Raw genomic sequence first — 23,085 nt, 5'->3', positions numbered from 1 at the left:
GCAACGATTGCGCGCGACGTGACGGCGTGACGCCGCGCGCGGGTGTTGCCTGGGCCCGTCAGGCGGTTTGGTGCTTCAGGAAGCTTTCGACGACGGTGGCGAAGTAGGACGGACATTGCTGCATCGGGTAATGGCCGCTGTCAGGAATAACGTGCAGCTCCGCGTTCGGATGCCATGCGAGAAAGGTGCGCTGCATGGCCAGCGCATCGAGCCCCGGATCTTTGTCGCCAATCATGACCAGGAAAGGGGTTTCGAGTCCCCGTACGTCGTCGACGAAATTTGCCGTGACCAGCATGTCGAGGTATTTCTTCCGGCAGGCTGGCGCTACGGTGTCGCGGTTATATTGCACCTTGCTATCGACCCACTCGTCGGAAAGCCCGCCGGAGACGAACTTGAATAACCGCCGAAGGGCGTTGTCGTCCTCTACGGTGCTGGCAAAGAAAGTCAGGGCTTCCGGACTCAACCGGTTTCCGGCAGCGGAAACCGGACACACGGCGATTGCGCTGATGACGCGAGAAGGCGCGTCTGCCGCGAGGCGCTGCGTCATCATCCCGGTCATCGAGTGACCGATTACGTGGAAGTGCTGCCAACCGAGCCGATCGGCGAGCATGAGGCAATCGGTGGCAATTTCCTCCAGGGTGAATTCACCCGTCAATGCGATGGATTGCCCGTAGCCGCGCAAATCGGCGAAAACGTAGGTGAACGCATGACCATCGAGCCAGGGTATGACTGCATCGTAGCTGGCGTGGTCCCCGAGCCAGTCATGCATGACCAGTACATGAATCGGGCCCTGGCCGTACTGTACATAGCCGAGGCCGGCGTCCGAGCCCGGACGGATTTCAAGGGGTACTTTCATTTCAGGGTTCCATTCAGATGGCGGAACCAAAACGAAACGCCCTCCCGGCGAACCGGGAGGGCGTTTTGAAAGTGAGGCCATGCTATCAATCGCTCGAACGAGAGTCAATAGGCGGGCACGTGTTTCCGTACGACAGCAGTGGCTGGAATTTTGGAGCAGTGGGGTCGACAATCAGAACCGGTGCGTAATCCCTATGCGTAGCGCAAGCTGGTGGTTGCTTGCCGATGGCGTTTGCCCGGTCAGATACGCAACCGCCGGCTGACCGAGCGAGTCGGTTCCACTCGCATGCTGATAAACGACGATGAAATACACGTCGGTGCGCTTGGACAGGAAATAGTCGGACCCTGCTTGCAGCTGGTGATACAACGCTCCGCTCCGGTTTTCGGCGCCGCTTGCATTCGTATAGATATAGGCGATGCCGGCGAGCCATGCAGGCGTTAGCTGATATCTGCCGTTCACTTCGACGTTGTTAAACCGCGCATTGCCTGTGTAACCCAGCGGATTCGGCCCGCTCGTGGAGCCGAGTCCGCGAAACTGCACGTTTGAGTAAGTCAGTCCCAGCGTTGCGCTACCGATCTGATACGAACCCGCTGCACTGATGATCTGCAACGTGGAGGCCGATGCATAACCGGCATAGATGGGATTGGACTCCGGCGTCGTCGCCGACCCCAGCGAGCCAAGATTGTTGCTCGCGGCAGTCGTACCGTTATTGGGATTGCTGCCGTAGAACCCCAGGTTTGGATTGCGAGCGTTCAGATAGGCCATCCCAAGTCCGAATGGACCGTGCGTATACCCGCCGCCCAACGACCACACCTGGTTACGGGAAACACTGCCGGGCACCCCGCCGAAACTGTATAAACCGCCGAACCGTAGCCCGGAATAATCGTTGCTGGCGAACTTCACGGCATTGTTGATGCGTCGGGTGTTCAATGCGTTGTCGACGTCGCCGGCGTGGGCACCCATGTATCCCGCCCATTGCGCTCCAGACTGGAATAACTGGGTATAGTCGACCACGGAGTCATATTGACGTCCCAGTGTCAGGGTGCCGTATGAGCTTTGCAATCCGACGAATGCCTGGCGTCCGAACTCCGCGCCACCTTGCGCCAAGGCGCCGTTTCCAATGCTGAAGCCGTTTTCGAGTACGAATACCGCCTTAAGTCCACCTCCCAGATCCTCGACACCCCTGATTCCCCATCGGCTACCGCGAATACCGCCCGTCGCGCCATCCTGGAACGAGTATTGGTGATTGCCTTGCGGACCGCTGGCGGGCCGTGCGGTTTGCACGTTACTCGTGAAATTGATGCCGGCGTCGATCAGTCCGTAGAGCGTGACACTGCTCTGCGCAAAGGCTTGCGCGCTATATCCGATCGTCGCTAACGCAACGACTGCGGATAGTTTTTGAATCTTCATTCGCGTCTCCTTGAGTTGTCGTCTTTCTGGAATTGAATAACCTTATTCAAATATCTATAAATTAGACATGCTAATTATCTGGAAGAAATTTTTAGCGAAACGGTTTCGGCGGTTGACGTTAAGCCATGTCGAAACATCGTCGACATGACTGGGCATCGACTCGCCGGGCGGAGAGCGTCCTGCGTCACGTTGCACGCCTTGCCGCCCAGGCGGCATCAGCGTATCCGCGCATTTGCCACATGGCGTCGGCGCCCGAACGGCCATTCGCCGCGACGCCAGCCCACCGCTGAGAGCGCGGCGCCGCTGATCAGCGCCGCCATCAGCACGTAATAGCTCGGTGCCAGCGTGTCGCCCGTGACGCCGATGACCCAGGTCACGAAGAAGGGCGAGAAGCCGCCGAATAACGTGACCCCGAGGCTGTAGGAAAACGACAGGCCGGTCGAGCGCGTTTCGACTGGAAAGATTTCCGATACCAATGCCGGCATGGGTCCGGAATAACCCGCCTTGTACAGTCCGGCGATCACTTCCAGCCCGAGCAGCCACGCCATGGTCGGGTGGTATTTGAGCCAGAGAAACATCGGATAGACCGAGACGGCCATTGCCATCGCGGTAGTCAGCATGACGCGTATGGGGCCGACGCGATCCGACAGCGCTCCCATGACGGGCGACAGCGCGAACTGGAGGAAGCCGTTGAGCGCCACGATGCCGAGCGATTGCGCGGCCGGCAGGTGCAACTGCCTGACGGCATAGAGCGGCATGTACAGTTGCAGCACATAGGTCATCACCGTGGAGAGCGCCACGATGCCGGTAGCGATCAGCAGCTTGCCCGTCTGTCCGCTGCCGGCGGTGCGCGACCGCGGTGTCGTGCGTGCGTGGACGGCGAGAAATTCCGGCGATTCTTCCAGCCGACGGCGGATGTAGTAACCGACCGGTCCAATCAGCAGGCCCAGTGCGAAGGGTACCCGCCAGCCCCACGATTGCAGCTGCTCCGCGCTCAGTGCGACGGTCAACGCACTGCCGATGGAGGCGGCAAGGATGGTGGACATGCCCTGGCTGGAGAACATCCAGCTGGCGGCATAGCCGCGCTTGTCCGGATTGTGTTCCACCATGAAGGCGGTGGCGCTGCCGTATTCCCCGCCGACCGCGAAGCCCTGGAGCAGGCGCGCGCACAGGATGCCGAGCGGTGCGAACAGGCCGATCCGGCTGTAGCCGGGCATCAGCGTGATCACCAGCGTGCCGGCGGTCATCATGAAGATCGATAGCGTGAGCGCCGCCTTGCGGCCGCGACGGTCCGCGTACAGACCCAGCACCACGGCACCGACCGGCCGCGTGACGAAGGAGACGCTGAAGGTGCCGATCGACAGCAGCAGTGACACCCACTCGTCGTGCACCGGAAAGAACACTTTCGCGATGACACTGGCGAAGTAGCCATAGACCAGAAAGTCGTACCACTCCAGCGCATTGCCGATCGTCGCCGAGACGACGATGCTTCTCAGACGCGCACGACTGGTTGCGGCAGAGGCTCCGCCGTTGTTTGATTGCATGTCCTTTACCCTTGCACGAGTTGACGTATCGAACAGCGTAAATTAGTATCCATGTATGTATTGTTGTTTGGATACATTATTGTGTCGATTACATCCAATAGCAACCGAGGGTTTTCCCATGGCAACCGTCGAGCTTCCGTCCGCTGCTGCCGTACGCGGGATCGATAGTTATCGCCCGCCCGTGACGGGCCGGCGTCATGCAGTAGTGGCCGGCCACTATGGTGCCGCGCACGCGGCGATGCGCGTGCTGGAAGGCGGTGGCAACGCGGTCGATGCCGGCGTCGCGGCCGGCATTGCATTGAGTGTGTTGCAGAGCGATCTGGTCAGCATGGCCGGGGTTGCACCGATCCTGATCTATCTGGCCGCGCGGCGCGAGGTGGTGTCGATCGCGGGCCTGGGCGGCTGGCCACGGGCGGCGTCGGCAGAGTATCTGCGGCGCGAGCATGGCGGGCGCATCCCCCCGGGGGTGCTGCGGACGGTGGTGCCGGCCGCGCCCGCGGCGTGGATCACCGCGTTGCGGCACTACGGCACGCTGTCGTTCGGCGACGTGGCGCAGGCCGCCATCGGTTTCGCGCGCGATGGTTTCGCCATGCATGCGCTGATGGCCGAAACCATCCGCGAGCACGAGGACGGCTACCGCCGCTGGGAGGCCAATGCGCGCATCTATCTTCCAGGCGGTCGTCCGCCGGCGGTGGGCGAGCTGTTCGTGCAGGCCGATCTTGCGCGCACGCTGCAGTTCATGGTCGACGAGGAGCGGCGGGCGGCCGGCCGTGGCCGTCTGCATGGTCTCGCCGCCGCGCACGACGCGTTCTATCGTGGCGACATCGCCGCGGCCATGCTGAGCTATCACCGCGAGCATGGCGGCTGGCTGGCGGCGGAAGATCTGGCGTCGTTCGACGCGGAAGTGGAGCGGCCCGTCATGGTCCGCTACAAGGGATACGAGCTCTATAGCTGCCCGCCATGGTGCCAGGGGCCACTCCTGGGACAGACGCTCAAGGTGCTCGAAGGCGTGGATCTCGCCGCGCTGGGACACAACAGCCCGGCCTACGTGCACACCGTGGTCGAGGCGCTCAAGCTGACGTTCGCCGATCGCGAGCGATACTTCGGCGATCCGCGCTATGTCGACGTGCCGCTGCAGCGGCTGCTGTCGGACGACTACACCAGCCGCCTGCGCGCGCGTATCCGCGCCGATCGGGTGTTCGACGGCATGCCGGCGGCGCAGCCGCTGGAGAGCGGCGTCGACGTGTCCGCGCTGGACACCTCGTACGTGTGCGTGGCGGATCGGCACGGCAATCTGTTTTCAGCCACACCGAGCGACGCGACCTGCGAGAGCCCGATCATTCCCGGCACCGGCATGATGCCGTCCAGCCGCGGCGCGCAGTCGTGGACCGATCCGGGGCATCCCTCGGTGCTGGCGCCCGGCAAGCGGCCCCGGCTCACACCGAGCCCGATGATCGCGTTCGGCCCTGCGCATCCCGACGACGTACACGGCGAGCGTGGCCGCCGCGCGCTGCCGTTCGGTTCGCCGGGCGGCGACGTGCAGATCCAGGCCATGCTGCAGGCTTTCCTGAACGTCGTCGATTTCGGCATGGACCCGCAGCAGGCGGTGGAAGCGCCGCGCTTTGCCACTTACGGCTTCCCCCTCACGACCGATCCGCACGCGTATACGCCGCGCAAGATCAAGCTCGAGGCACGGCTGCCGCCGCAAACCGGCGACGCGCTGGCTCAACTCGGGCACGAGGTGGACTGGTGGCCGCAGTTCGGCTGGAAGGCCGGCGGCGCCTGCATGATCGTCAGCGATCCCGGGCGGGGGGTGTTGACCGCCGGTGCCGATCCGCGGCGGCCGAGCTATGCGCTGGCGTGGTAGGCATGCACCGAACGCGATGAGCGCCGTCGTGCCGTGCGGCCATGACGGTCGTTACCGCCTGCCGCAGCCGCTATGGCTGCTGTAGATAAATACGCGCGAGGCCAGCGGTGATGGCTTCGACGATCTGGTCGGTGCGGTGCGTAATATGAGTGCGCAGCAGCGCCACGCACGCATCGGCGTCGCGTTTGCGCAGTGCCGCAAGGATCTTGCGATGCTCGGCCTGGGTGTGGTCGCGGCCGATCTTCTCCATATTGATCCAGCGGATGAAGCGTATCCGGTGATTGAGATTGATCAGGATGCGCATCAACTCGGCATTGCCGCTCGCCCGCGCGATGCGCTCGTGGAACGCTTCGTCCAGTTCGACCAGATGCGATGCCGACGTGTCGGCCGGCACGCCGGCACTGGATTTGAGAAACGCGTCGATCTCGTCGAGCGCTTCGTCCGACGCGCGCTCGGCGGCCAGCCGCGCGCATTCGGCCTCGATCGCACAGCGTGCTTCATACAGATCCAGCGTTTCCTTGACGTCCAGTTGCCGACGGCTGTAGCCGCGGCCCGATTCGACCAGAAAACCTTCCTGGGCCAGCCGGTAGAGCGCTTCGCGCACAGGCGTGCGGCTCACGCCCAGACGTTCCGCCAGATCGACTTCGTTGAGCCGTTCGCCGGGCTTCAACTCGTACTGGATGGCCATGTCCCGCAGACGGCAGAAAACGTCCTCGGCAATATTGACCCGGACCGGTGGCGTTTCCCGAGGGGCGGCTGTTCGCGGCATGACGTGAGGTGCCCGCAGGCATTATCCAAAGCTGTATACATTAATGAGCCGCGGGCGTCCGGTCAACTTGCTGGCCGCTTCAGAACCGGCGTGGCGCGAGGCCGAGCTGGAACCAGCTGACGAGGCTGTAGATGTCGAACACCGGCAAACCGGTCGCGCATCGTACCGCGTTCGCGTACGGGCACATATTGGTGCACTCCAGTACGATGGCGCCCACGTCCGGATGGTTGCGCGTCAGCGTGATGGCGGCCGTCACGACGTCGCGCTCGGCCAGGTCGCGATCGAGCGTCAGTTCGTTGCCGAGGATGACGCGCGAAAACTCGGCGCCCTCGTCGGTGCCGGCGATCGGCGTATCGGGTGGCACGCCGGCCGCGCTCAGATGGCGCGGCGTGAGGGTCGCCGACGAGATCGTCACGATGCCCACCCGTTTGCCCGGCGCCAGCGTGCGGCCGACCTGGGCGACCTGCAACAGCGAGGAAGTCAATACCGGGACCGGTACGGTTTGCTGGAGCTCGCGCTGGAAAAGCGCGAGGAAGCCGCAGTTGGTGGTGATGCCTTCGGCGCCGAGATCCACCAGTTCGCGCGCGGCGTCGATAAAGCGTTCCAGCGTGCCGCTCGCCTCGCGCAGCACGACGAGGTCGGGCGAGGCACCCTTGACCACCTTGTAGAGCACCGGGAACGGCCAGGTCGTGGCATTGCCCATGTCGCCCGGAATGCGCGGGAAGCGTGCATCCAGCATCAGGATGCCGAGCGGTGCGCCATAGACGGATTTGCCGCCATGGTAGAACCGCTCGGCCGTGCTGGCGGAAGAAACAGCGTGTCTGTCTGAGGACATGGGGTGACTCCGTGTCGGTAAGAGGCGGTGCTTCAGCGGAAGCGGTCGATCGAGTAGGGGGCGAGGTCGATGGCGGCCGGCCGGCCGGCGATCAGACTCGCGACGAGCCGGCCTGTGACCGGCGCGGCCGTGAGGCCGACGTGACCGTGGCCGAACGCATAGACGGCATTGGCGTGGCGGCGGGAGCGGCCGATCACCGGCAGCGAATCCGGCGTACTGGGGCGAAAGCCCAGCCAGCGTGCCATATGCGCGCTGCCGTCGCGTTCGGCGCCGGGTGTCAGCCGTGGGTACATGCGGCCAAGCAGCCGGGCTAGCAGATCGGCGCGGCGCCAGTCCGGCGCGGCGCGCAAACCGGCCAGCTCGACCGTGCCGGCACAGCGGACCCGGCCGTGCATGGGCGTCACCACCACCTTGCCTTCGCCCCACATGACCGGCAGGCGCGGACCGGCCTCGGTCTCCGGCGTTTCGACGTGATAGCCGCGTTCGGTGTCGAGTAGCACGCGGTCTCCCAGCGTTCGCGCAAGCGGACCCGACCAGGCACCCAACGCGATCACCACCGCTTGCACAGGCAGCGTCTCGCCGGTCAGCACGACTTCCGTGACTGCGGAGCCATTGCTCCGTAGTCCGGAGATTTCCGCGCGGCGAAACTCCACGCCGCGTGTCGCCAGCCAGTCGGCGATGCGGGTCAGGAACTCGCCCGGATCGGTCAGGTGCGCATTGCCGGGCATCAGATAGCCGCGCGTGAAGACCGGTGCGAGGTCGGGCTCCAGGTCGCGCAGCGCGGCGGTATCGAGCGTCTCGACGGCGATGCCGTGATCGGTTCGCAGGCGTATCGCGCGCTGGTCGGCCGCGTGGCCTTCCGCGGTCGAGTAGACCACCAGGTTGCCGCGATCGTGCAGCAGGTCCCGCGCGCCGGCTTGCGCTGCCAGCGCCTGCCAGGCTTCGACGTTGCCGGCCAGCAGGCGTTGCAAGGCGGCGGCCGAGGCCTCGACGGTTGCCGCATTGCCCGCCCGCACGAAGCTCGTCAGCCACGGCAGCATGCGCGGCAGCCAGGCGGCGCGCAGCACCAGCGGACCATCCGGTTGCAGCAGCCAGCCGGGCACTTTCCGCACCACGCCCGGCATGGCGACCGGAATGATCGACGACGGGTTGATACAGCCTGCGTTGCCCAGCGAGGCGCCGCCCTGTGCCGGCGCCGCGCGGTCGATCACGACCACCGCGTAGCCGGCTTCGCGCAGCGCGGCGGCGGCGCATAGGCCGACCGTACCGGCGCCGAGCACGGCGATTGGCCGGTTGTCTGTCCTGATTGCGTTGTTCATGTTCCGGTGGCCCGTGCGTCGCTCAGCCCATCCACTGGCTGACCGGCGCGGCGGTTTCCTGGAGCGGCTGCGTGATGATGTCGACCAGCGCCGGTCCGCCATGTGCGATGGCGGCGCGCAGCACGGCATCGAGCTGTCCGGGGTCCTCGACTTTCCATGAAGCGACGCCATAGGCGGCGGCTACGCGCGCATGGTCGGTGCGGTCGAAGTCCACGGAGAAATAGCGCTCCTCGTAGCCGGCTTTCTGGCTGGCCTTGATCCAGCCGTAGACGGAATTGGAGAACACGATCATCAGCAACGGTACCTTGTGGCGCACCACGGTTTCCAGTTCGCCGACGGTAAAGCCGAAACTGCCGTCGCCCATGACCGAGACGACCTTGCAGCCCGGGCGCCCGATCGACGCACCGACGCCGGCCGCCATCGAGAAGCCGAGCGCGCCGTGCGCGCGATTGGTGATGAAGTGCCGGCCGGAGTGCGCGGCCGAGAAATAGGCGGAGAAGTAAGGGCAGGGGGTGCCGGGGTCGGCCACCACGATGGCGTCGTCGGGCAGCAGGCGGTTCAGTGCGTCGACCACGCGCTCGGGCTTGATCGGCGTGTCGTTCGACGCGGCCAGCTGCAGGAAGGCTTCCGACTTCGCGTGCCGCGCCGCCCGCGCGAGCGCATGACCGTCGCTGGTGTCGCCGCGCCGTTGCGGCAGACGGTCCCGTACTTCCTCGTTGAGGATTTGCAGCGCCAGCAGAGCGTCGCCCACCATGCCGACCTCGGTGCGGTAGTTGGTGCCGACCACCATCGGGTCCGAATCGATATGCAGGATGGGCACCGACGCATTGGGCACCTTCCAGTGTTCGGTGGAAGTCGAGCCGGCACGGCAGCCGATGATGAGCACGACATCCGCGGCGGCCAGCACCTCGCGGGTGGCGAGCACGCCGCCGTTCGAACCGACGACGCCGACGTTCAGCGGGTGGGTGTCGGCGAGGCTTCCCTGGCCGCTTACCGTGGTGCAGACCGGCGCATTGAGCGCTTCCGCCAGTTTTTGCAGCTCGGCGCAAGCACCGGCGATGACCACGCCGCCGCCGCAGAGTATCACCGGGGTGCGGGCTGACAGCAGATGTTCGGCGGCGCGTACCAGGTCGTCGCGTGCCGGGGCGGTGCGCATGGCCGGAAAGCGGTCGTGACCCGGCTGGGCCCACAGGTCCGGGTAATCCATTTCGTGTTTCTGTACGTCGTACGGCAGGCATAGATGAGCCGCGCCCGGCCGGCCGGTGGTGGCCGCGCGGAAAGCGCCGCGCACCGCGCCGGGAATCTGGTCGACGCGGTCGATGGTGGTGTTCCATTTGGTGAGCGGACGGTATAGCGCTTTCTGGTCGAGCTCGGTCAGCGGATAGCGGCCGCGCGAGCCGACCGAGACGTCGGACGTGATGCCGATGACGGCAATCGACGACTCGTTGGCTTCCACGAGTCCCGGCAGCAGATACGTGGCGCCGCCGCCGCTCGGGCCTTCGCATATGCCCACCTTGCCGGTGACGCGGGCGTAGCCGTCCGCCATGTAGGCGGCGCTACGCTCGTCGCGGGTCAGAATGTGCTGCATGCCGTGATCGAGACGGTGAAGCGCGTCGTAGAACGGCAGGCTGGTGTCGCCGCACAGTCCGAATATATGTTTGACGCCATTGAGTTGCAGCATGCGCACCATGGCTTCGGCGCCGGACAATTTACTCATGAACACTCCTCTGGACAGGTAGGCTCCGGAGCGTCCCCCGGCGTTTGGTATTCAATACTATATCCAAATTTGGATACATACAAGGATAAGGCGTATCCCTTAGATGTTCGGTTCGCTTGGGTGGGGATGCGGAAACTGCGGGGGCGTGCCGGACTGACGAAGGCGGGCAAAGGCGCTTCGAATTTGACGGGCAAAAGAGATAACTCTGGAATCCGAAGCGTTGGGTCCTGGTAGTCTGCGCGGGAGTCGCCCGTTGCGGGCGCCATGAAGGAAGAGATCAGACGCCTCCGGCAGCAAGGGGGCAGCGCGCGGACTTAAGCGACGAAATTGTCTGCATGACGGGATCGCGTCGATTGAATCGGCGATCCAGCAGGCGACAGCCGCGCTATCGGAGTTGATGTTCGGTTCCGGGAAAACCGGTGCCGTGATGGGCGGGCAGGCTTGAATGATGTGCCGGTCAAGCCGGGCGGGAGACAGCGCGAAGAGCGGTGCCCAGCAATGTCTTGATCGCCCGTGGTGAATGGTAGAGAAGGCGTTGCCCGGGACTCGGTTGGTTGTGCGATTCCGCGTGTTGGCGAACGAAGCGATCCGCCTCGCTCTCCAGCCGGCGCGCAATCACGACTCACGACCGATCAAGCCGCAATAAACCGGTGCGATTCAATTTGCCTCAAGACTGCTGATCGTTTTCTTCAGCAACATCATGAGCGTCTCGGTCTCCTCAGGCGTCAGATGAGACGTCCCCCTTTGGTAATGCTTCCATGCAAGTTGCCAAAGGTTCTGATAAAGATCCTCACCGCTTGCGGTGAGCGACAGGCTCAGGTATCGGCTGTCCGATTCCCGCGCGGCGCGCTCGATCAAGCCGCGCTCGTGCAATTGATCGACGACCCGGCTCAGCGTCGGCTGGTCGATTGCGGTTTTCGCCACGATTTCCCGCAGCGCCAATCCCGGCTCGCCGTGCAGCACGGCCAGCGCGCGCCATTGCATGACCGAAATATCGAGCTTGCGCAGGTCTTTCCTGAATTGCAGGTTGAACAGGCTGGCCGCGTGGTTGATCAGATACGGCACGAAGCGGTCGGTGAAGTACGAGGCGTCGGGCGGTATGTCGGCGCGGCCTGTCTTTTCCTGTGATGAATGAGGCCCCGTGCTTTGGGGCGCCGCCGTCGCGCCGCTCTCCTTTTTTCTGCCGCTCGAACGATTTCCCTTTGCCGTATTCATTGCTTTTTCTCCTCGAGGAAACATCCCGCTGGTGGTTTCCGGCCGGTCTTTTCGCAACGCTATGCGTGGCCCGTTGACATGCAGAAATTGGTGGCCTAAGGTGTGTTCACATACATATGAAATTACATGTATTTTCCATGTTTCTGCCGGCTGATGCAACATCGGCACGCTTCGGCGTGATGTCATGCTAACTATTATGGGGACAAAAATGGGGGAAGCAGGTTGGCGCGGCGCTCCCGCCGCGTGGCCGGTCACATTCGTGCCGGGCGCGCCGAGGATCGCTTTTTCGGAGCGAGGCACAGGAGAACTCGTTCTGTTTCTGCACGGTATCGGTGGAAACCGTTCGAACTGGTATCGGCAACTGGTTTCGATCGGCACCTTCGCGCACGCGGTCAGTTGGGATGCTCGCGGTTATGGCGCGAGTGACGACTATGACGGCAAGGTGACGATCACCGACTTCGCGCACGATGTCCTGCGGCTCATCGATCACTGTGGCGCGGCTCGCGTGCATCTGGTCGGGCTGTCGCTCGGCGGGCGCATTGCGCAGCGCTTTACGCTGCAGTATCCGCAGCGCGTTGCCTCGTTGACGCTGGTCGACACGCGTCCGGATACGCGCGACACCCGCACGCCGGAAGAACGGGAGGCTTTTCTCGCTGCCCGTGCGCAACCGCTTCTCGCGGGCAAGACGCCGGCCGACATCGCACCGGCGGTTGCGCGCGGTCTTGCCGGTCCGAAGATTACGGAAGCCGCGCTCGATGAACTGGTCGCCAGCATTTCGATCCTGCGTACGGACAGCTATCTGAAAACCATTGAGGCCAATCTGAACGACGATTTCGTCGGCGACCTGTCGCGGATCGTCGCGCCCACCCTCGTCATGGTCGGCGAGCACGACACGCTGACGCCGCCCGTGCTGGCGCAGGAACTGGCCGCCAGCATTCCCAACGCGACGCTCAAGGTGATTCCCGAATCGGGTCACCTTTCCAACATCGAGAATCCGGAGCAATTCGATCTGAGTCTGACGCAATTCCTGCAATCCGCTTTCAACCGATCCTCTCGCGTTTCCTGACACATTAAATTAAATCGTCGTTTTCCTGACATAAAAGGATGCTTCGTGAAAATTAAATTAGGTATCTTAATTTATTCGATTTCGATGATCTCGACGAGCGCCTGGGCGCAGAACAGCGTCACGCTGTACGGCATCATCTCGACCGGCATCGGGTATGTGAGTAACGAAGGCGGAAAAAGTGCTGTTCAGATGTTCAGTGGTGCAAATCAGAACAACCGGTGGGGATTGAAGATTCACGAAGATCTCGGCGGCGGGTTTGCCGCAGTCGCCCAGCTCGAAAACGGGTTCAGCTCGACCAACGGCTCGCTCGGGCAGGGCGGCCGGATGTTCGGGCGGCAAGCGTTCGTCGGCCTTGGCAGCGACCGCTACGGCACCGTGACCTTCGGCCGTCAGTACGACATGATGTGGGACTACCTGGACCGCTACGAACCTCAGGCGTTCGGTCCCGGGTTCGGAACCACCTTTGGGGATAGCGACAACGTCGAAGGGAATTTTCGCTACAGCAATTCGGTGAAGTACGTCAGCCCCAATTTCAGCGGATTGACCTTCGAAGGTCTCTACGCGTTCAGCAACAGCGCGGGCAATTTTTCGCAGAATCAGGCGTGGAGTGCCGGCGCGGGTTATGACAATGGCCGTTTTCGCTTCGCGGCCGCCTATCTGTATCTCGATCGGCCGGGTGTGGGCAATCCCAACGGCGCGGTGACGGACGACTATGCCGGCGCACCGTTCGCGCTGTTCCATACGAGCCCGCTAAACAGCACGGTCGGCGTCAAGCATCAGGAGGTGGCGGCAGTGGGCGGGCTCTACCGGTTCAGTGCATTGAGCGTCGCCGGCATGTACTCGAACGTGCATTTCACGTATCTCGACAATAGCGGCGTCAACCTGAACAACTTCGACGTGATCGGTCTTTACCAGCTCACGCCGGCCTTGACGGTCTCCGCCGCGTGGCTCTATACGAGCGGCAACTACCAGGGTGTCAGCGCGAATCCCCATTGGCACCAGGGCCAGGTCAGCGTTGACTATTTCCTGTCGAAGCGTACGGACGTATTCGCTTTTGCGAACTATGTGAGAGCGTCCAACGGGCCGCTGGCGCCGGCCGTTATTTTCCAGGCCTCGCCATCGAGTTCGCGTAACCAGCTGCTGCTGCTCGGCGGAATGCGACACCTGTTCTGATCGTTGCCCGATCGTTGCGTTAACCGCCGCGCGGGCGGTCGTGTGCAGGCGGTTCTGATTTGCCGGCTCAAACCACGGCGGCCGTCATGGTCGCCGTTATCTGGAGATTGGTATGGAAGTATCGGAAACGTTGTCTGGAGGCAGGGAACGGTCCGTTTCCCTGCAGGGGCGCGCATTGCAACGCATCGTCATATCGAGCGCGCTCGGCAATGCCCTGGAATGGTATGACTTCTTTCTGTATGGCACCACGGCCGCGCTGGTGTTCGGGCAGATTTTCTTTCCGAAAGGAACGCAGCCGCTGGTTGCTGCGCTGGGTGTTTTTGGCGGCTTTGCCGTCGGCTTTCTGGCCCGCCCGTTTGGCGGCGTGATCTTCTCGCACATCGGCGATCGCTACGGGCGCCGTGCCGCGCTGATCTGGACGCTGACGTTGATGGGCAGCGCCACGTTTCTGATGGGGCTTCTTCCGTCGTACAGCCAGGTCGGCATCCTCGCGCCCATGTTGCTGGTTGCGTTGCGGATCGTGCAAGGGCTCGCGGCCGGCGGCGAGTGGGGCGGCTCGGTGCTGATGATTACGGAAAGCGCGCCGTCCGGCAAGGTCGGTTACTTCTCTGCATACGGGCAGGCCGGCCTGAGTCTGGGTTTCCTGTTGTCGGCCGCGGCGGTATGGCTCGTGCGGCAACTGCCGGAAGCCGATTTCATCGCATGGGGATGGCGTATGCCGTTTCTCGCGAGCATCGTGGTTTTCTGCCTTGGCATTTACATCCGCCGTTTCGTTCCCGAGACCCAGGCGTTCAGGGAACTCGCCGCACGCGGCGGCCGGGCGAAGCTGCCGGTGCTGCAGGTTCTGCGCGAGCATCCGCGAGCGGTACTGACGGCCATGGGCCTGCGGGTGGCGGAAAACGGCAGCTCGTACGTCTTCGTCGCGTTTTCGCTGACCTTCGCGAAGTTCGCGCACGTGCCCGACGGGCAGGTGCTCGGCGCGATGATCCTGTCGTTTGTCTTGCAATTGCCCGTGATCGTATTGATGGGGCGGCTTTCCGATCGCATCGGCAGTCGTCCTATCTATCTGTTCGGCACCCTGACGATGATGGCATTTGCCTATCCGTTCTTCCATTTCGTCAGCACCGGCAGCCCGACCTTGACGCTGCTCGCGTTTCTACTCGTCAACACGATCAGCTACGCGGCGCTGGTTGCGACACAGCCGACGTTGTTCAGCAGCTTTTTCGGCACGAGCATGCGCTACTCGGGCCTCGCGCTGGGGCATGAGATCGCCGCAATCTTTAGCGGAGGATTGTCGCCGTTCATTGCCACTTCGCTGCTCGTCTGGTCCCACGCGTACTGGCCGGTGGCCGCCTATCTCGTCGTCCTCGGCCTGATTACGACCTTCACGGCCCTGACGATCCGCAAGGGGCCCACCCCCGGCGAGCGAGAATCTGCTTGACAGCGAAGATTAATGACATAACATATGTAAATACATCTAATTGAGGAGACTTCAGATGTCAGCTTCGCAGGTCGAATTTGGGTTCATGATTGCCGCGTCGGACGTCGAGCCGACGCCCGATCTCGAACTGTATCGCCACATGATCGACGATGCCCGTTTTGGTTACGAAGCGGGTTTCCGTACGGTATGGACTCCGGAGCATCACTTTTCGAGCTATTTCCCCACGCCCAGCCCGTTGATGCTGATGTCGAACATCGCGTCGCGCTGTCCGGGTCTGGGGCTCGGTACGATGGTGCTCGTTACGCCGTGGCATAACCCCGTGCGGCTTGCGGGCGAGATCGCGATGCTGAGCCTGATGTCCGACGCGCCGCTCCATCTCGGCCTTGGCCGCGGTGCCGCCCCGCTCGAATACGATGCGTTCGACCTGAAGCTCGAGAATGCGAAGGCCCGCTTCCAGGAAGTCTGGGAAGTACTCGATCTGGCCTTGTCGGGCAAGCCGTTCACCTATGAAGGCCAGCATGTGCGCGTGCCGCTGGAAGTGCGGCTGCGCCCGGATGCACGACGCGAGAACATCAACTTCTACGGCGCGATTGGCAGTCCTGATAGCGCGACGAAGATTGCCGAACTCGGTTTGCCGCCGATTTCCAACGGTACACTGCCTCTGGCCGTGCAGCGGAAGGTGCTGAGCACCTGGCATGACGTCACGCTGCAACGCGGCGGCGATGTGGACGTGACGAAGCCGGTCGCCATCAGTTGCATCATTGCGGACAGCGACGATGAAGCCGAAGCGCTCGCGCGCAAGTACATGCCGCGCTGGTTCGAGCTGCAAGTCGAGCACTACCGGCCGGATGAAGGCGGATTCCCGTCGATTCCCGACTATCAGTCGTTCGCGGCTGTTCACGAACGCCGTGTCTCGATGTGCAATCCTGACAATCTCGGGCCCTTCAATCATCTGCAACTGTTCGGTTCTCCGGCAACGGTCTGTGAGCGCGTGCAGGAATATCTCGACGTCGGTTTCAATCACCTGATCGTGATGGCGGCAACACCGGGTATCCCGCAACAGCGCCGGCGCGAGTGGCTTGGCCGCTTCGCGAGCGAAGTGGCGCCGCACTTCTCCGCGGAATTCGCGCAGCGAGCCCGCCTGGCTGAAGTCTGATGGCGAGTTCATCCACGAGAACCCCGTGCTTTGCCACCTGGAGAAAATCATGATGCAGCCATTCGTTCCTCATATCGTCGGCATAGGCGGCACACTCAGATACGGGTCGAGTTCCGAGCGGGTCGTGCGCGCCGTGTTGCGCGAAGCTCAAAGGCTCGGTGCGTCGACGGAAGCCATCGTCGGTCCCGAACTGGTGATGCCGATGTATTCACCCGAAGCCCTGGAGCGCACGCCGCAAGCCGTGCGTTTTCTGGAGGCGCTGCGGCGCGCCGACGGGGTGGTCATCGCTTCGCCCGCCTATCACGGCTCGGTATCGGGACTGGTGAAGAACGCGCTCGACTACACGGAAGACATGCGCGACGACGAGCGCAGCTATTTCAGTCAGCGTGCGGTAGGGTGCGTTGCGTGTGCAGGCGGCGTTCAGGCGGGCGCTTCGACGCTCGCGACGCTGCGCTCGATCGTGCATGCGCTGCGCGGATGGCCGACGCCGCTCGGCGTCATGCTGAACACGTCGCAAACGCTGTTCAATGCCGAAGGCGTCTGTGTCGATGTCGCGGCGACGGAGCAATTGCGTATTATGGCCGGCGAGATCGTTATGTTCGCGAGAGCGAACGCGAGTGCGAGAGAGGAGCGGGAAGCTCTATCCGAAGTGTCTTGCGAGTCGGTCTAGCGGTTCGCGATAGACCGATAGGTCCCGCCGCATTGCACAGCGTATTGCACAGAAATATAGTCAAGATTCCAGATAAAAAAGAGCCGCACGCAAAAGCGCACGGCTCTTCAGAACATCGGGAATAAAGGCTCGGCGAAAGCAGCGCCGGCCCATCATCGCACTCAGCCCGCCGCGACCGTCTGCAATCCGTTTTCCGCGGTCAACGCATCCAGGCTGCCCTGCTCCAGCGACACATTGCGTGTTTCGCGTCCTTTCCACCACCAGAGCGCGGCCGCAACCGGCCCCGGTGCCGCGATCACGAACAGCGTGGTCAGCGCGCCGGCCGGCGTGCCGGTCGAGGAGAAGGCGCTGGTCAGCAGCAGCGGCGTAATCATCGCGCCGACGCGGCCGACCGCCACCGAGATGCCGAGACCCGAAGCGCGCAACCGCGTCGGCAGGATTTCGGAGGACACCACGTAGGCCGAGATATAGGCCCAGGTCACGCCGAACTGGATCAGGCAGTAGCCGATCACCATGCCCGCCAGCGTGTGCGCCATGTAGACCACGAGGATCGAGAGCAGCGTGAAGGTATAGCTCACGAACAGCGAGGAGCGGCGGCCCCAGGCCTCGACCAGAAACGACGCGGTCAGCCCGCCGAGCAGCGCGGCGAGGTTGCCGTACGCGTAGTAGATCGGCATCGACCCGGCCGGCACCTTCATGTACGGCAGGATGACGAGCGCCATCAGCGACAGCACGCCATACACGACCGCCGCCTGCGAGAAGTTCAGCGCGCTCGCGAGGCCGCACGGCGCGCGGTACTTGCCGAGCAGTTCGCCGACGTTGCGCCAGAACATCGGATGAGCCGGTACGATCGTGGTCGGTTCAAAGCGGCGCTGAGCGGCCAGCGCATCGGGGCCCGTCGCCGCCGCCGCGATCCTCGTGACGATCGCCTCGGCTTCCTCGACACGACCCTGCTGCAACAGCCAGCGCGGCGATTCCGGCACCACGCGGCGAATCCAGAAGAAGATCAGCGCCATCGTCGTGCCCAGACCGAAACCGACGCGCCAGGCGATGCTGGCCGGCAGATGATTCAGCACGAAGTACGACACGCCCGCTGCGATCAGTGCGCCGAGCGGAAAGCCCGACAGGATCAGCGAATCGGTCCGGCCACGATGCTTGCGCGGGATGAATTCGCCCATCGTGGCGGTGACGGCCGAGTATTCGCCGCCGACCGCGAGCGCGGTCATTGCGCGGAAGAACAGGAACGAATCGAAATTCCACGACACCACGGTCGCAACGCTGAAGAGCGCGTACCAGAGCAGCGTCGCGAGGAACAGGCGCTTGCGGCCGAAACGGTCGGCGAGATAGCCGAATGCGATCGCGCCGACCAGCATGCCGAACACCCAGATGCTCACGGCCAGCGAGCCCTGTGTCGAACTTAGATGCCAGTACGACTGGATGCCGCCGAACACGCTGCCGATGATGTTGGTCTCGAACGAATCGAGTGCCCAGCCCACGCCGAGCGCAGCGATGATGAGCGTGTGGAAGCGTGTCCACGGCATGTTGTCGAGGCGCGCGAGCGCATCGGTCGAGATGGAACGTTGCGTACTCAAGACAATCTCCTGGAGGGGGCAATCGGCGGAACCGATGCGAAATCGAATTTCGGAAAGTGGCTGCGGTTGCCGATGAAGTTGCGCCCGCGCGCGCCGTCGAACGCCTGATCGACGATTGCGTACCATTCGCCTTCAGCGAGGCCGTACGAGCCCGGATGCGTGGCGACGCCGAGCGAGTCGAGAAAGGCCGCGAGACGTGCGGGCGCGGTTTGCGTGTCGCCGAAGATTTCGGCGAGCGCGGCGTCGCAGGCCGGATCGATGCCGAGCGCGGCCTGCATCACGGCCGGCAGCGTGAACGAGCACGCGATGCCATGCGCGACGCCGTGCGACAGCGTGATCGCGTACGAGATGTTGTGAGCCAGCGCGGTACGCGTATTCGAGAACGCGAGACCCGCGCGCAGCGCGCCGAGTGCCATTGCGCCGCGTGCCTCGAGGTCGGACGGATGCGCCATCACACGCGGCAACGCGGCCATGATCTCGCGTGCCGCATGGATCGCGAGGCCGCGCGTGACCGGGCTCGCGTGCACGTTCCAGATACTTTCGAGCGCATGGGCCAACGCATCGAGACCGCTCGCGAGCGTCGGACCTTCGGGCAGACCGACCATCAGTTCGGGATCGATCAGGACTGCTTCCGGGTACAGATCCTCGCGCGACAGCGACAGCTTGCGCGCATTGTCCGGGTCCCAGACCGTGGCCCAGCAGGTCACTTCGCTGCCGGTGCCGGCGGTGGTCGGAATCGCGATGATCGGCAGCGGGTTCGCCGTCGCGGGGCCGCCCGCGCTCAGGTAGGCGTAGACCGGGTCGAAGTCGCCGCGCCCGGCGGCCAGCACCTTGGCCGAATCCATGACCGAACCGCCGCCGAGCGCGACCAGCACCTCGGTTTCTTGCGGCAACGCCTTGAGCTGTTCGCAGGCGCGGCGCAGCATGCCGACCGACGGATTCGGCTCGACCGAATCGATGCGCAATTGCGCGGGACCGGCGATCGCCTCGATACGCGCCGAGAGGTCGGCGAACACCGCGTCCGGATAGGTGACGATCACGTAGCGGCGGCCCGCGATGGCCTGGCCGATCTCGCCGAGCGAGGCGGCGCCGAAGCGCACGCGAACCGGGTTGTGGAACTGCCAGGCGCTGTTCACGGACGCTCTCCGGCGGCGAGCAGCGCCTCGATCGCGTCGATCACGGCCGGCAGATCGGCGATGGTATCGATCACGAAGTGCGCGCCGGTCCGTTCGAGCTTCGCGCGCGCGGGCGTCAGATGCGCCTGCTGTTCGGCCGGGCTCAGCGCGGTCCACTCGGCGAGCGACAGGCCGACTTCGTTGCCGCTCGCGGCGATGCCGACCGCCCACATGCCCGAGGCCAGGCCGGCCAGCAGGCCGGTCGGGCTGTCGTCGACCACCACGGCGCCGCGCACATCCGGCGTCGCGAGCGCGAGCGCGTTGGCGAGGATCATGTCGGGGAACGGCCGGCCGCGTGCAACGTCGCTGACCGTGCTGACGAAGTCGGGCTTGTAATTGCGTTCGGCCGCGAGCGGAATCAGGTTCTTCATGACTTCGCGCGGATAGCCGGTGGTGCTGCCGACTGCGATGCCGCGCGCGCGCAGATGCGCGATGGTGTCGAGTGCGCCCGGGATCAGGTCGGCGTATTTCGCGACGTTGATTTCGTCCACGCGCAGGAACTCCTTGTACAGCGCATCGACGTCGGCTTCGTTCGAGGCGTGGCCGGTGTGCGCCTGCCAGCGGGCCTGCACGTCGGCCTCCTTGAGGATCAGCGCGATGTGCTCGCGCTTGGCCGCGCCCATCGGCGCGCGCGCTTCGGCGATCGTGATCGGCACGCCGGCGTCGGAGAAGACCTGACGGAACGCCTCGACCGGGGCAATGCAGCCGAAGTCGAGCACGGTGCCGGCCCAATCGAAAATGGCAGTGGTAATCGGACCGCGGTACTGACGGTGCGACGCGTTCGAGGTCAGTAGACTGGGTTGCATGGCGGTGTCCTTTTTGAAGAGGGCTGATGAGTCCATGCAGAATAGATTTGTCGCGTGACGCTCGTATGATCGAAATACCGGGTTGAATTCGTTGAATCAACCGAAAAAATTGATCGATTGGCCGTATAACGCGTATACGGATACGTGCGTTGCTCGCCGTCGTGCGGGGCTATTGGGCGTGGGGGTGGCGTGCCCGGCGGCCGCGCGGTAAATCGCGGGCCTCGGGCGCCATGCGTGTTCGCCGCCGCGGGACAGCGGCGAACCCGTACACGGCGTGCGGAATGTGCTGAAGATTGATGCGGCGGGGAGATATCACATCGTCGGCCATCGGCATGATCGATGGCCTGTCGCGCTCAAGGGTTCCGGTCAGAGCCGGCATTCATTCCCGATAAGCGTGAGTGTGAGCGTGCTGCGCAAAGTCAGGAATGGTTTTTCAACGACGGGGCCGACTGTCAAACAGCAGTTCGATCAGCGAATCGGCGGTATGCCGCAGCCGCTTGGGGTCCTGGTACACCCGTTCGATCACCACGATTCCGCGCGTCAACGTCAGGACCAGCCGCGCGGCTTCCGCGGCCGGAATCCGCAGGTGCGCCGTTTTTTCGACCTTCGATAGTCGCTCCAGCAGAATCGTCTCGAAGTCATCGAGCAGCGACTGGATCGCCTCGCGTATCGGCGCATCCATGTCCTGCGTCTCGACCGCGGTCTTGGTGCTGAGGCAGCCGCGCGTGGGGGCATCCGCAGCGATGGTCGTCGTCATCGACGTGATGACGCAGTCGAAGAAACTCTGCAACGCGTCGCGGACCTTCGGCTTATCGAGCGACCGGCGGATTTGCTGCAGAAAGCGCTCCCGGTACAGATCGAACACGCGCAGGAACAGCGTTTCCTTATCGCCATAGGCGTTGTATAGCGAGCCCCGCTGGATTCCCGTGGCGGCGGCGAGATCCTGCATCGTCGTCGCGGCAAAGCCCTTCTGCCAGAAGAGCGGAAGAGCTGTTTCGAGGGCCGCGCCCTCGTCGAACTGGCGAACGCCTGCCATGTCTTGCTCCGTGTCGTGAATCGGTATCCAGTCTGAATTTAATCTCATTCTTGACGTTGATGTCAAGTTTGTCTAGAGTGTCAAAATTGACAATGATGTCAAAGACTGGTGGAGGCTTGGCTATCCGCCGGATTTCTTCCGCTTGCAAAGACACATTCATGACTTCCATGACAGGTTCACTCACGCCGGCGCAGATCGACCGAAGGCTCGTCTCGCGCTATATCTTCGCGGGGCTATGCGCCAGCCTCGTGAGTATCGGGCTGGCCCGCTTCGCTTTTACGCCGCTCATTCCGGAGCTCATTCGCGCGCACTGGTTTTCGACCGCGAGCGTGATCTATCTTGGCGCGGCCAATCTGGCGGGCTATCTGTGCGGCGCGCTTCTGGCCCGTCCGTTGGGCAGCCGGTTCGGCAAGGAGCGCACGCTGCGCGTGATGATGCTGATCATTACGGCCACCTTTCTCGCGTGCGCCTTTCCGTTGTCGGTCGGCTGGTACTTCGGCTGGCGAGTCCTGTCGGGCATCGCGGGCGGCGTGGTGATGGTGCTGGTCGCCGCCACGATTCTTCCGCACGTGCCGCCGGCGAGCCGGGGCATGGCGAGCGGTGCCGTGTTTCTCGGTCTGGGGCTCGGTATCGCAGGGTCGGGAACGCTGATTCCACTGCTGTTGAAACTGGGGCTGGCCCAGACCTGGATCGGTCTCGCCATCGTCTCGGCCATCCTGACGTCGGCGAGCTGGTTCGCGTGGCCGTCGGCGCGCCTCTCGTCGGAGACGCCGGCTCGGGGCGCGGACAGTCGGGCCTCGCGCGCGCATTTCGGATGGCGCGTCAATCTCCTGTACGCCCAATATGCGTTGATGGCGGCCTCTGTCGTCGCGCCCATGGTGTTTCTGGTCGACTTCATCGCGCGTGGGCTCGGCCTGGGCACGCATGAGGGCGCCATCTTCTGGGTGCTCTACGGGGTAGGCGCCATTGCCGGTCCGCCTCTCTATGGCTTTCTCGCGGACCGGATGGGTGCCCGGGCGGCCATCGGACTGGTATCGCTTACGCAGGCCGTCGCATTGGCGAGTGTTTATCTGACGGGGAATGTGCCGGCACTCGGTGTGTGTGCCGTTGTCATCGGCACGTTTGCGCCGGGCATCGTTCCGCTGGCGTTGGCGCGCATTCATGAGCTGGTGCCGAAGAATGCGCATCGGCAGAACATCGCGTGGAGCAGGGCGACGATTCTGTCGGCCGGGGTCATGGCCGTTTCCGGCTACGCGTTCTCGGCGCTATTCAACGCAAGCGGCGGCAACCATCGTCTGCTTTTCCTGGTGTCTGCCTGTCTGGTGATGATGGCGCTGGCCTGCGAACTGGCGAACGGGTTCAGGTCCGCGGCGAAGGGGGCCGCCTGACGAGGCGGCGCGAACAGGCGGCGCGGCTTTCACATGGAAATTGGAGAGGC

19 protein-coding genes are annotated in these 23,085 nt (G+C 63.7%); 7 read left to right on the top strand and 12 right to left on the bottom strand.

The window, feature by feature from the left end:
- Positions 1-58: 58 nt before the first annotated feature.
- The 3 genes from GXB81_RS00570 to GXB81_RS00560 all read right to left on the bottom strand — a co-directional run bounded on the left by GXB81_RS00570 (position 59) and on the right by GXB81_RS00560 (position 3,810).
- The gene (locus GXB81_RS00570) at positions 59-856 is read right to left on the bottom strand and encodes an alpha/beta hydrolase (RefSeq protein WP_205988017.1); all 798 of its coding nucleotides are present in this window, start codon (positions 854-856) and stop codon (positions 59-61) included.
- 171 nt (positions 857-1,027) lie between these two features.
- Entirely contained in the window at positions 1,028-2,266 is a 1,239-nt protein-coding gene (locus GXB81_RS00565; RefSeq protein ID WP_205988016.1) for a porin, read from the bottom strand.
- Positions 2,267-2,481: 215 nt separating this feature from the next.
- On the bottom strand, positions 2,482-3,810 hold the full coding sequence (locus GXB81_RS00560) for an MFS transporter (RefSeq protein WP_205988015.1): 1,329 nt from the start codon (positions 3,808-3,810) through the stop codon (positions 2,482-2,484).
- A gap of 118 nt (positions 3,811-3,928) precedes the next feature.
- Between GXB81_RS00560 and GXB81_RS00555 the strand changes: the two genes are divergently transcribed.
- A complete protein-coding gene (locus GXB81_RS00555; RefSeq protein ID WP_205988014.1) occupies positions 3,929-5,677 on the top strand; it encodes a gamma-glutamyltransferase in 1,749 nt (582 codons plus the stop codon).
- Between the two features lie 70 nt (positions 5,678-5,747).
- On the opposite strand, the gene GXB81_RS00550 is transcribed toward GXB81_RS00555, so the two are convergent.
- From GXB81_RS00550 to GXB81_RS00530, 5 genes are all read right to left on the bottom strand, one after another.
- Positions 5,748-6,446: a GntR family transcriptional regulator gene (locus GXB81_RS00550; RefSeq protein WP_205988013.1), complete on the bottom strand. Its 699-nt coding sequence runs from the start codon at positions 6,444-6,446 to the stop codon at positions 5,748-5,750.
- 79 nt (positions 6,447-6,525) lie between these two features.
- Positions 6,526-7,281, bottom strand: coding sequence for an aspartate/glutamate racemase family protein (locus GXB81_RS00545; RefSeq protein ID WP_205988012.1), 756 nt, complete (start codon positions 7,279-7,281; stop codon positions 6,526-6,528).
- A gap of 32 nt (positions 7,282-7,313) precedes the next feature.
- The gene (locus tag GXB81_RS00540; protein WP_205988011.1) at positions 7,314-8,600 is read right to left on the bottom strand and encodes an FAD-dependent oxidoreductase; all 1,287 of its coding nucleotides are present in this window, start codon (positions 8,598-8,600) and stop codon (positions 7,314-7,316) included.
- A gap of 22 nt (positions 8,601-8,622) precedes the next feature.
- Positions 8,623-10,317, bottom strand: coding sequence for a thiamine pyrophosphate-binding protein (locus GXB81_RS00535; protein ID WP_167048586.1), 1,695 nt, complete (start codon positions 10,315-10,317; stop codon positions 8,623-8,625).
- Between the two features lie 657 nt (positions 10,318-10,974).
- Positions 10,975-11,532, bottom strand: coding sequence for a MarR family winged helix-turn-helix transcriptional regulator (locus GXB81_RS00530; RefSeq protein ID WP_205988010.1), 558 nt, complete (start codon positions 11,530-11,532; stop codon positions 10,975-10,977).
- Positions 11,533-11,740: 208 nt separating this feature from the next.
- On the opposite strand from GXB81_RS00530, the gene GXB81_RS00525 reads away from it, so the two are divergent.
- From GXB81_RS00525 to GXB81_RS00505, 5 genes are all read left to right on the top strand, one after another.
- Positions 11,741-12,598 (top strand): alpha/beta fold hydrolase, encoded by an 858-nt coding sequence (locus GXB81_RS00525; RefSeq protein WP_205988009.1) that lies wholly within the window; start codon positions 11,741-11,743, stop codon positions 12,596-12,598.
- Positions 12,599-12,643: 45 nt separating this feature from the next.
- Positions 12,644-13,771: a porin gene (locus tag GXB81_RS00520; RefSeq protein ID WP_345889870.1), complete on the top strand. Its 1,128-nt coding sequence runs from the start codon at positions 12,644-12,646 to the stop codon at positions 13,769-13,771.
- A 112-nt stretch (positions 13,772-13,883) separates the two neighbouring features.
- On the top strand, positions 13,884-15,212 hold the full coding sequence (locus GXB81_RS00515; protein ID WP_205988008.1) for an MFS transporter: 1,329 nt from the start codon (positions 13,884-13,886) through the stop codon (positions 15,210-15,212).
- 55 nt (positions 15,213-15,267) lie between these two features.
- Complete coding sequence (locus tag GXB81_RS00510; RefSeq protein ID WP_205988007.1) at positions 15,268-16,368, top strand: LLM class flavin-dependent oxidoreductase; 1,101 nt, start codon at positions 15,268-15,270, stop codon at positions 16,366-16,368.
- Positions 16,369-16,417: 49 nt separating this feature from the next.
- Positions 16,418-17,038 (top strand): NAD(P)H-dependent oxidoreductase, encoded by a 621-nt coding sequence (locus GXB81_RS00505; protein WP_241016164.1) that lies wholly within the window; start codon positions 16,418-16,420, stop codon positions 17,036-17,038.
- A 161-nt stretch (positions 17,039-17,199) separates the two neighbouring features.
- Here the strand turns inward: GXB81_RS00505 and GXB81_RS00500 are convergent, their stop codons facing one another.
- The 4 genes from GXB81_RS00500 to GXB81_RS00485 all read right to left on the bottom strand — a co-directional run bounded on the left by GXB81_RS00500 (position 17,200) and on the right by GXB81_RS00485 (position 21,647).
- Entirely contained in the window at positions 17,200-18,579 is a 1,380-nt protein-coding gene (locus GXB81_RS00500; RefSeq protein WP_205988148.1) for an MFS transporter, read from the bottom strand.
- 47 nt (positions 18,580-18,626) lie between these two features.
- Positions 18,627-19,766: an iron-containing alcohol dehydrogenase PsrA gene (gene psrA, locus GXB81_RS00495; RefSeq protein ID WP_205988006.1), complete on the bottom strand. Its 1,140-nt coding sequence runs from the start codon at positions 19,764-19,766 to the stop codon at positions 18,627-18,629.
- Positions 19,763-20,611 (bottom strand): phosphonoacetaldehyde hydrolase, encoded by an 849-nt coding sequence (gene phnX / locus GXB81_RS00490; RefSeq protein ID WP_205988005.1) that lies wholly within the window; start codon positions 20,609-20,611, stop codon positions 19,763-19,765. Before phnX ends, psrA begins: the two co-directional genes overlap by 4 nt.
- Positions 20,612-21,044: 433 nt before the next feature.
- Positions 21,045-21,647: a TetR/AcrR family transcriptional regulator gene (locus GXB81_RS00485; RefSeq protein ID WP_167048601.1), complete on the bottom strand. Its 603-nt coding sequence runs from the start codon at positions 21,645-21,647 to the stop codon at positions 21,045-21,047.
- A 116-nt stretch (positions 21,648-21,763) separates the two neighbouring features.
- Here GXB81_RS00485 and GXB81_RS00480 point away from each other — a divergent pair, with 116 nt between their 5' ends.
- Positions 21,764-23,035: a YbfB/YjiJ family MFS transporter gene (locus tag GXB81_RS00480; RefSeq protein WP_346777759.1), complete on the top strand. Its 1,272-nt coding sequence runs from the start codon at positions 21,764-21,766 to the stop codon at positions 23,033-23,035.
- The last annotated feature ends 50 nt before the right edge of the window (positions 23,036-23,085 follow it).

The organism is Paraburkholderia sp. Ac-20336, assembly GCF_017105025.1.
In the GTDB taxonomy this organism is placed as follows: domain Bacteria; phylum Pseudomonadota; class Gammaproteobacteria; order Burkholderiales; family Burkholderiaceae; genus Paraburkholderia.
This window is presented reverse-complemented; position numbering and strand designations above follow the sequence as displayed.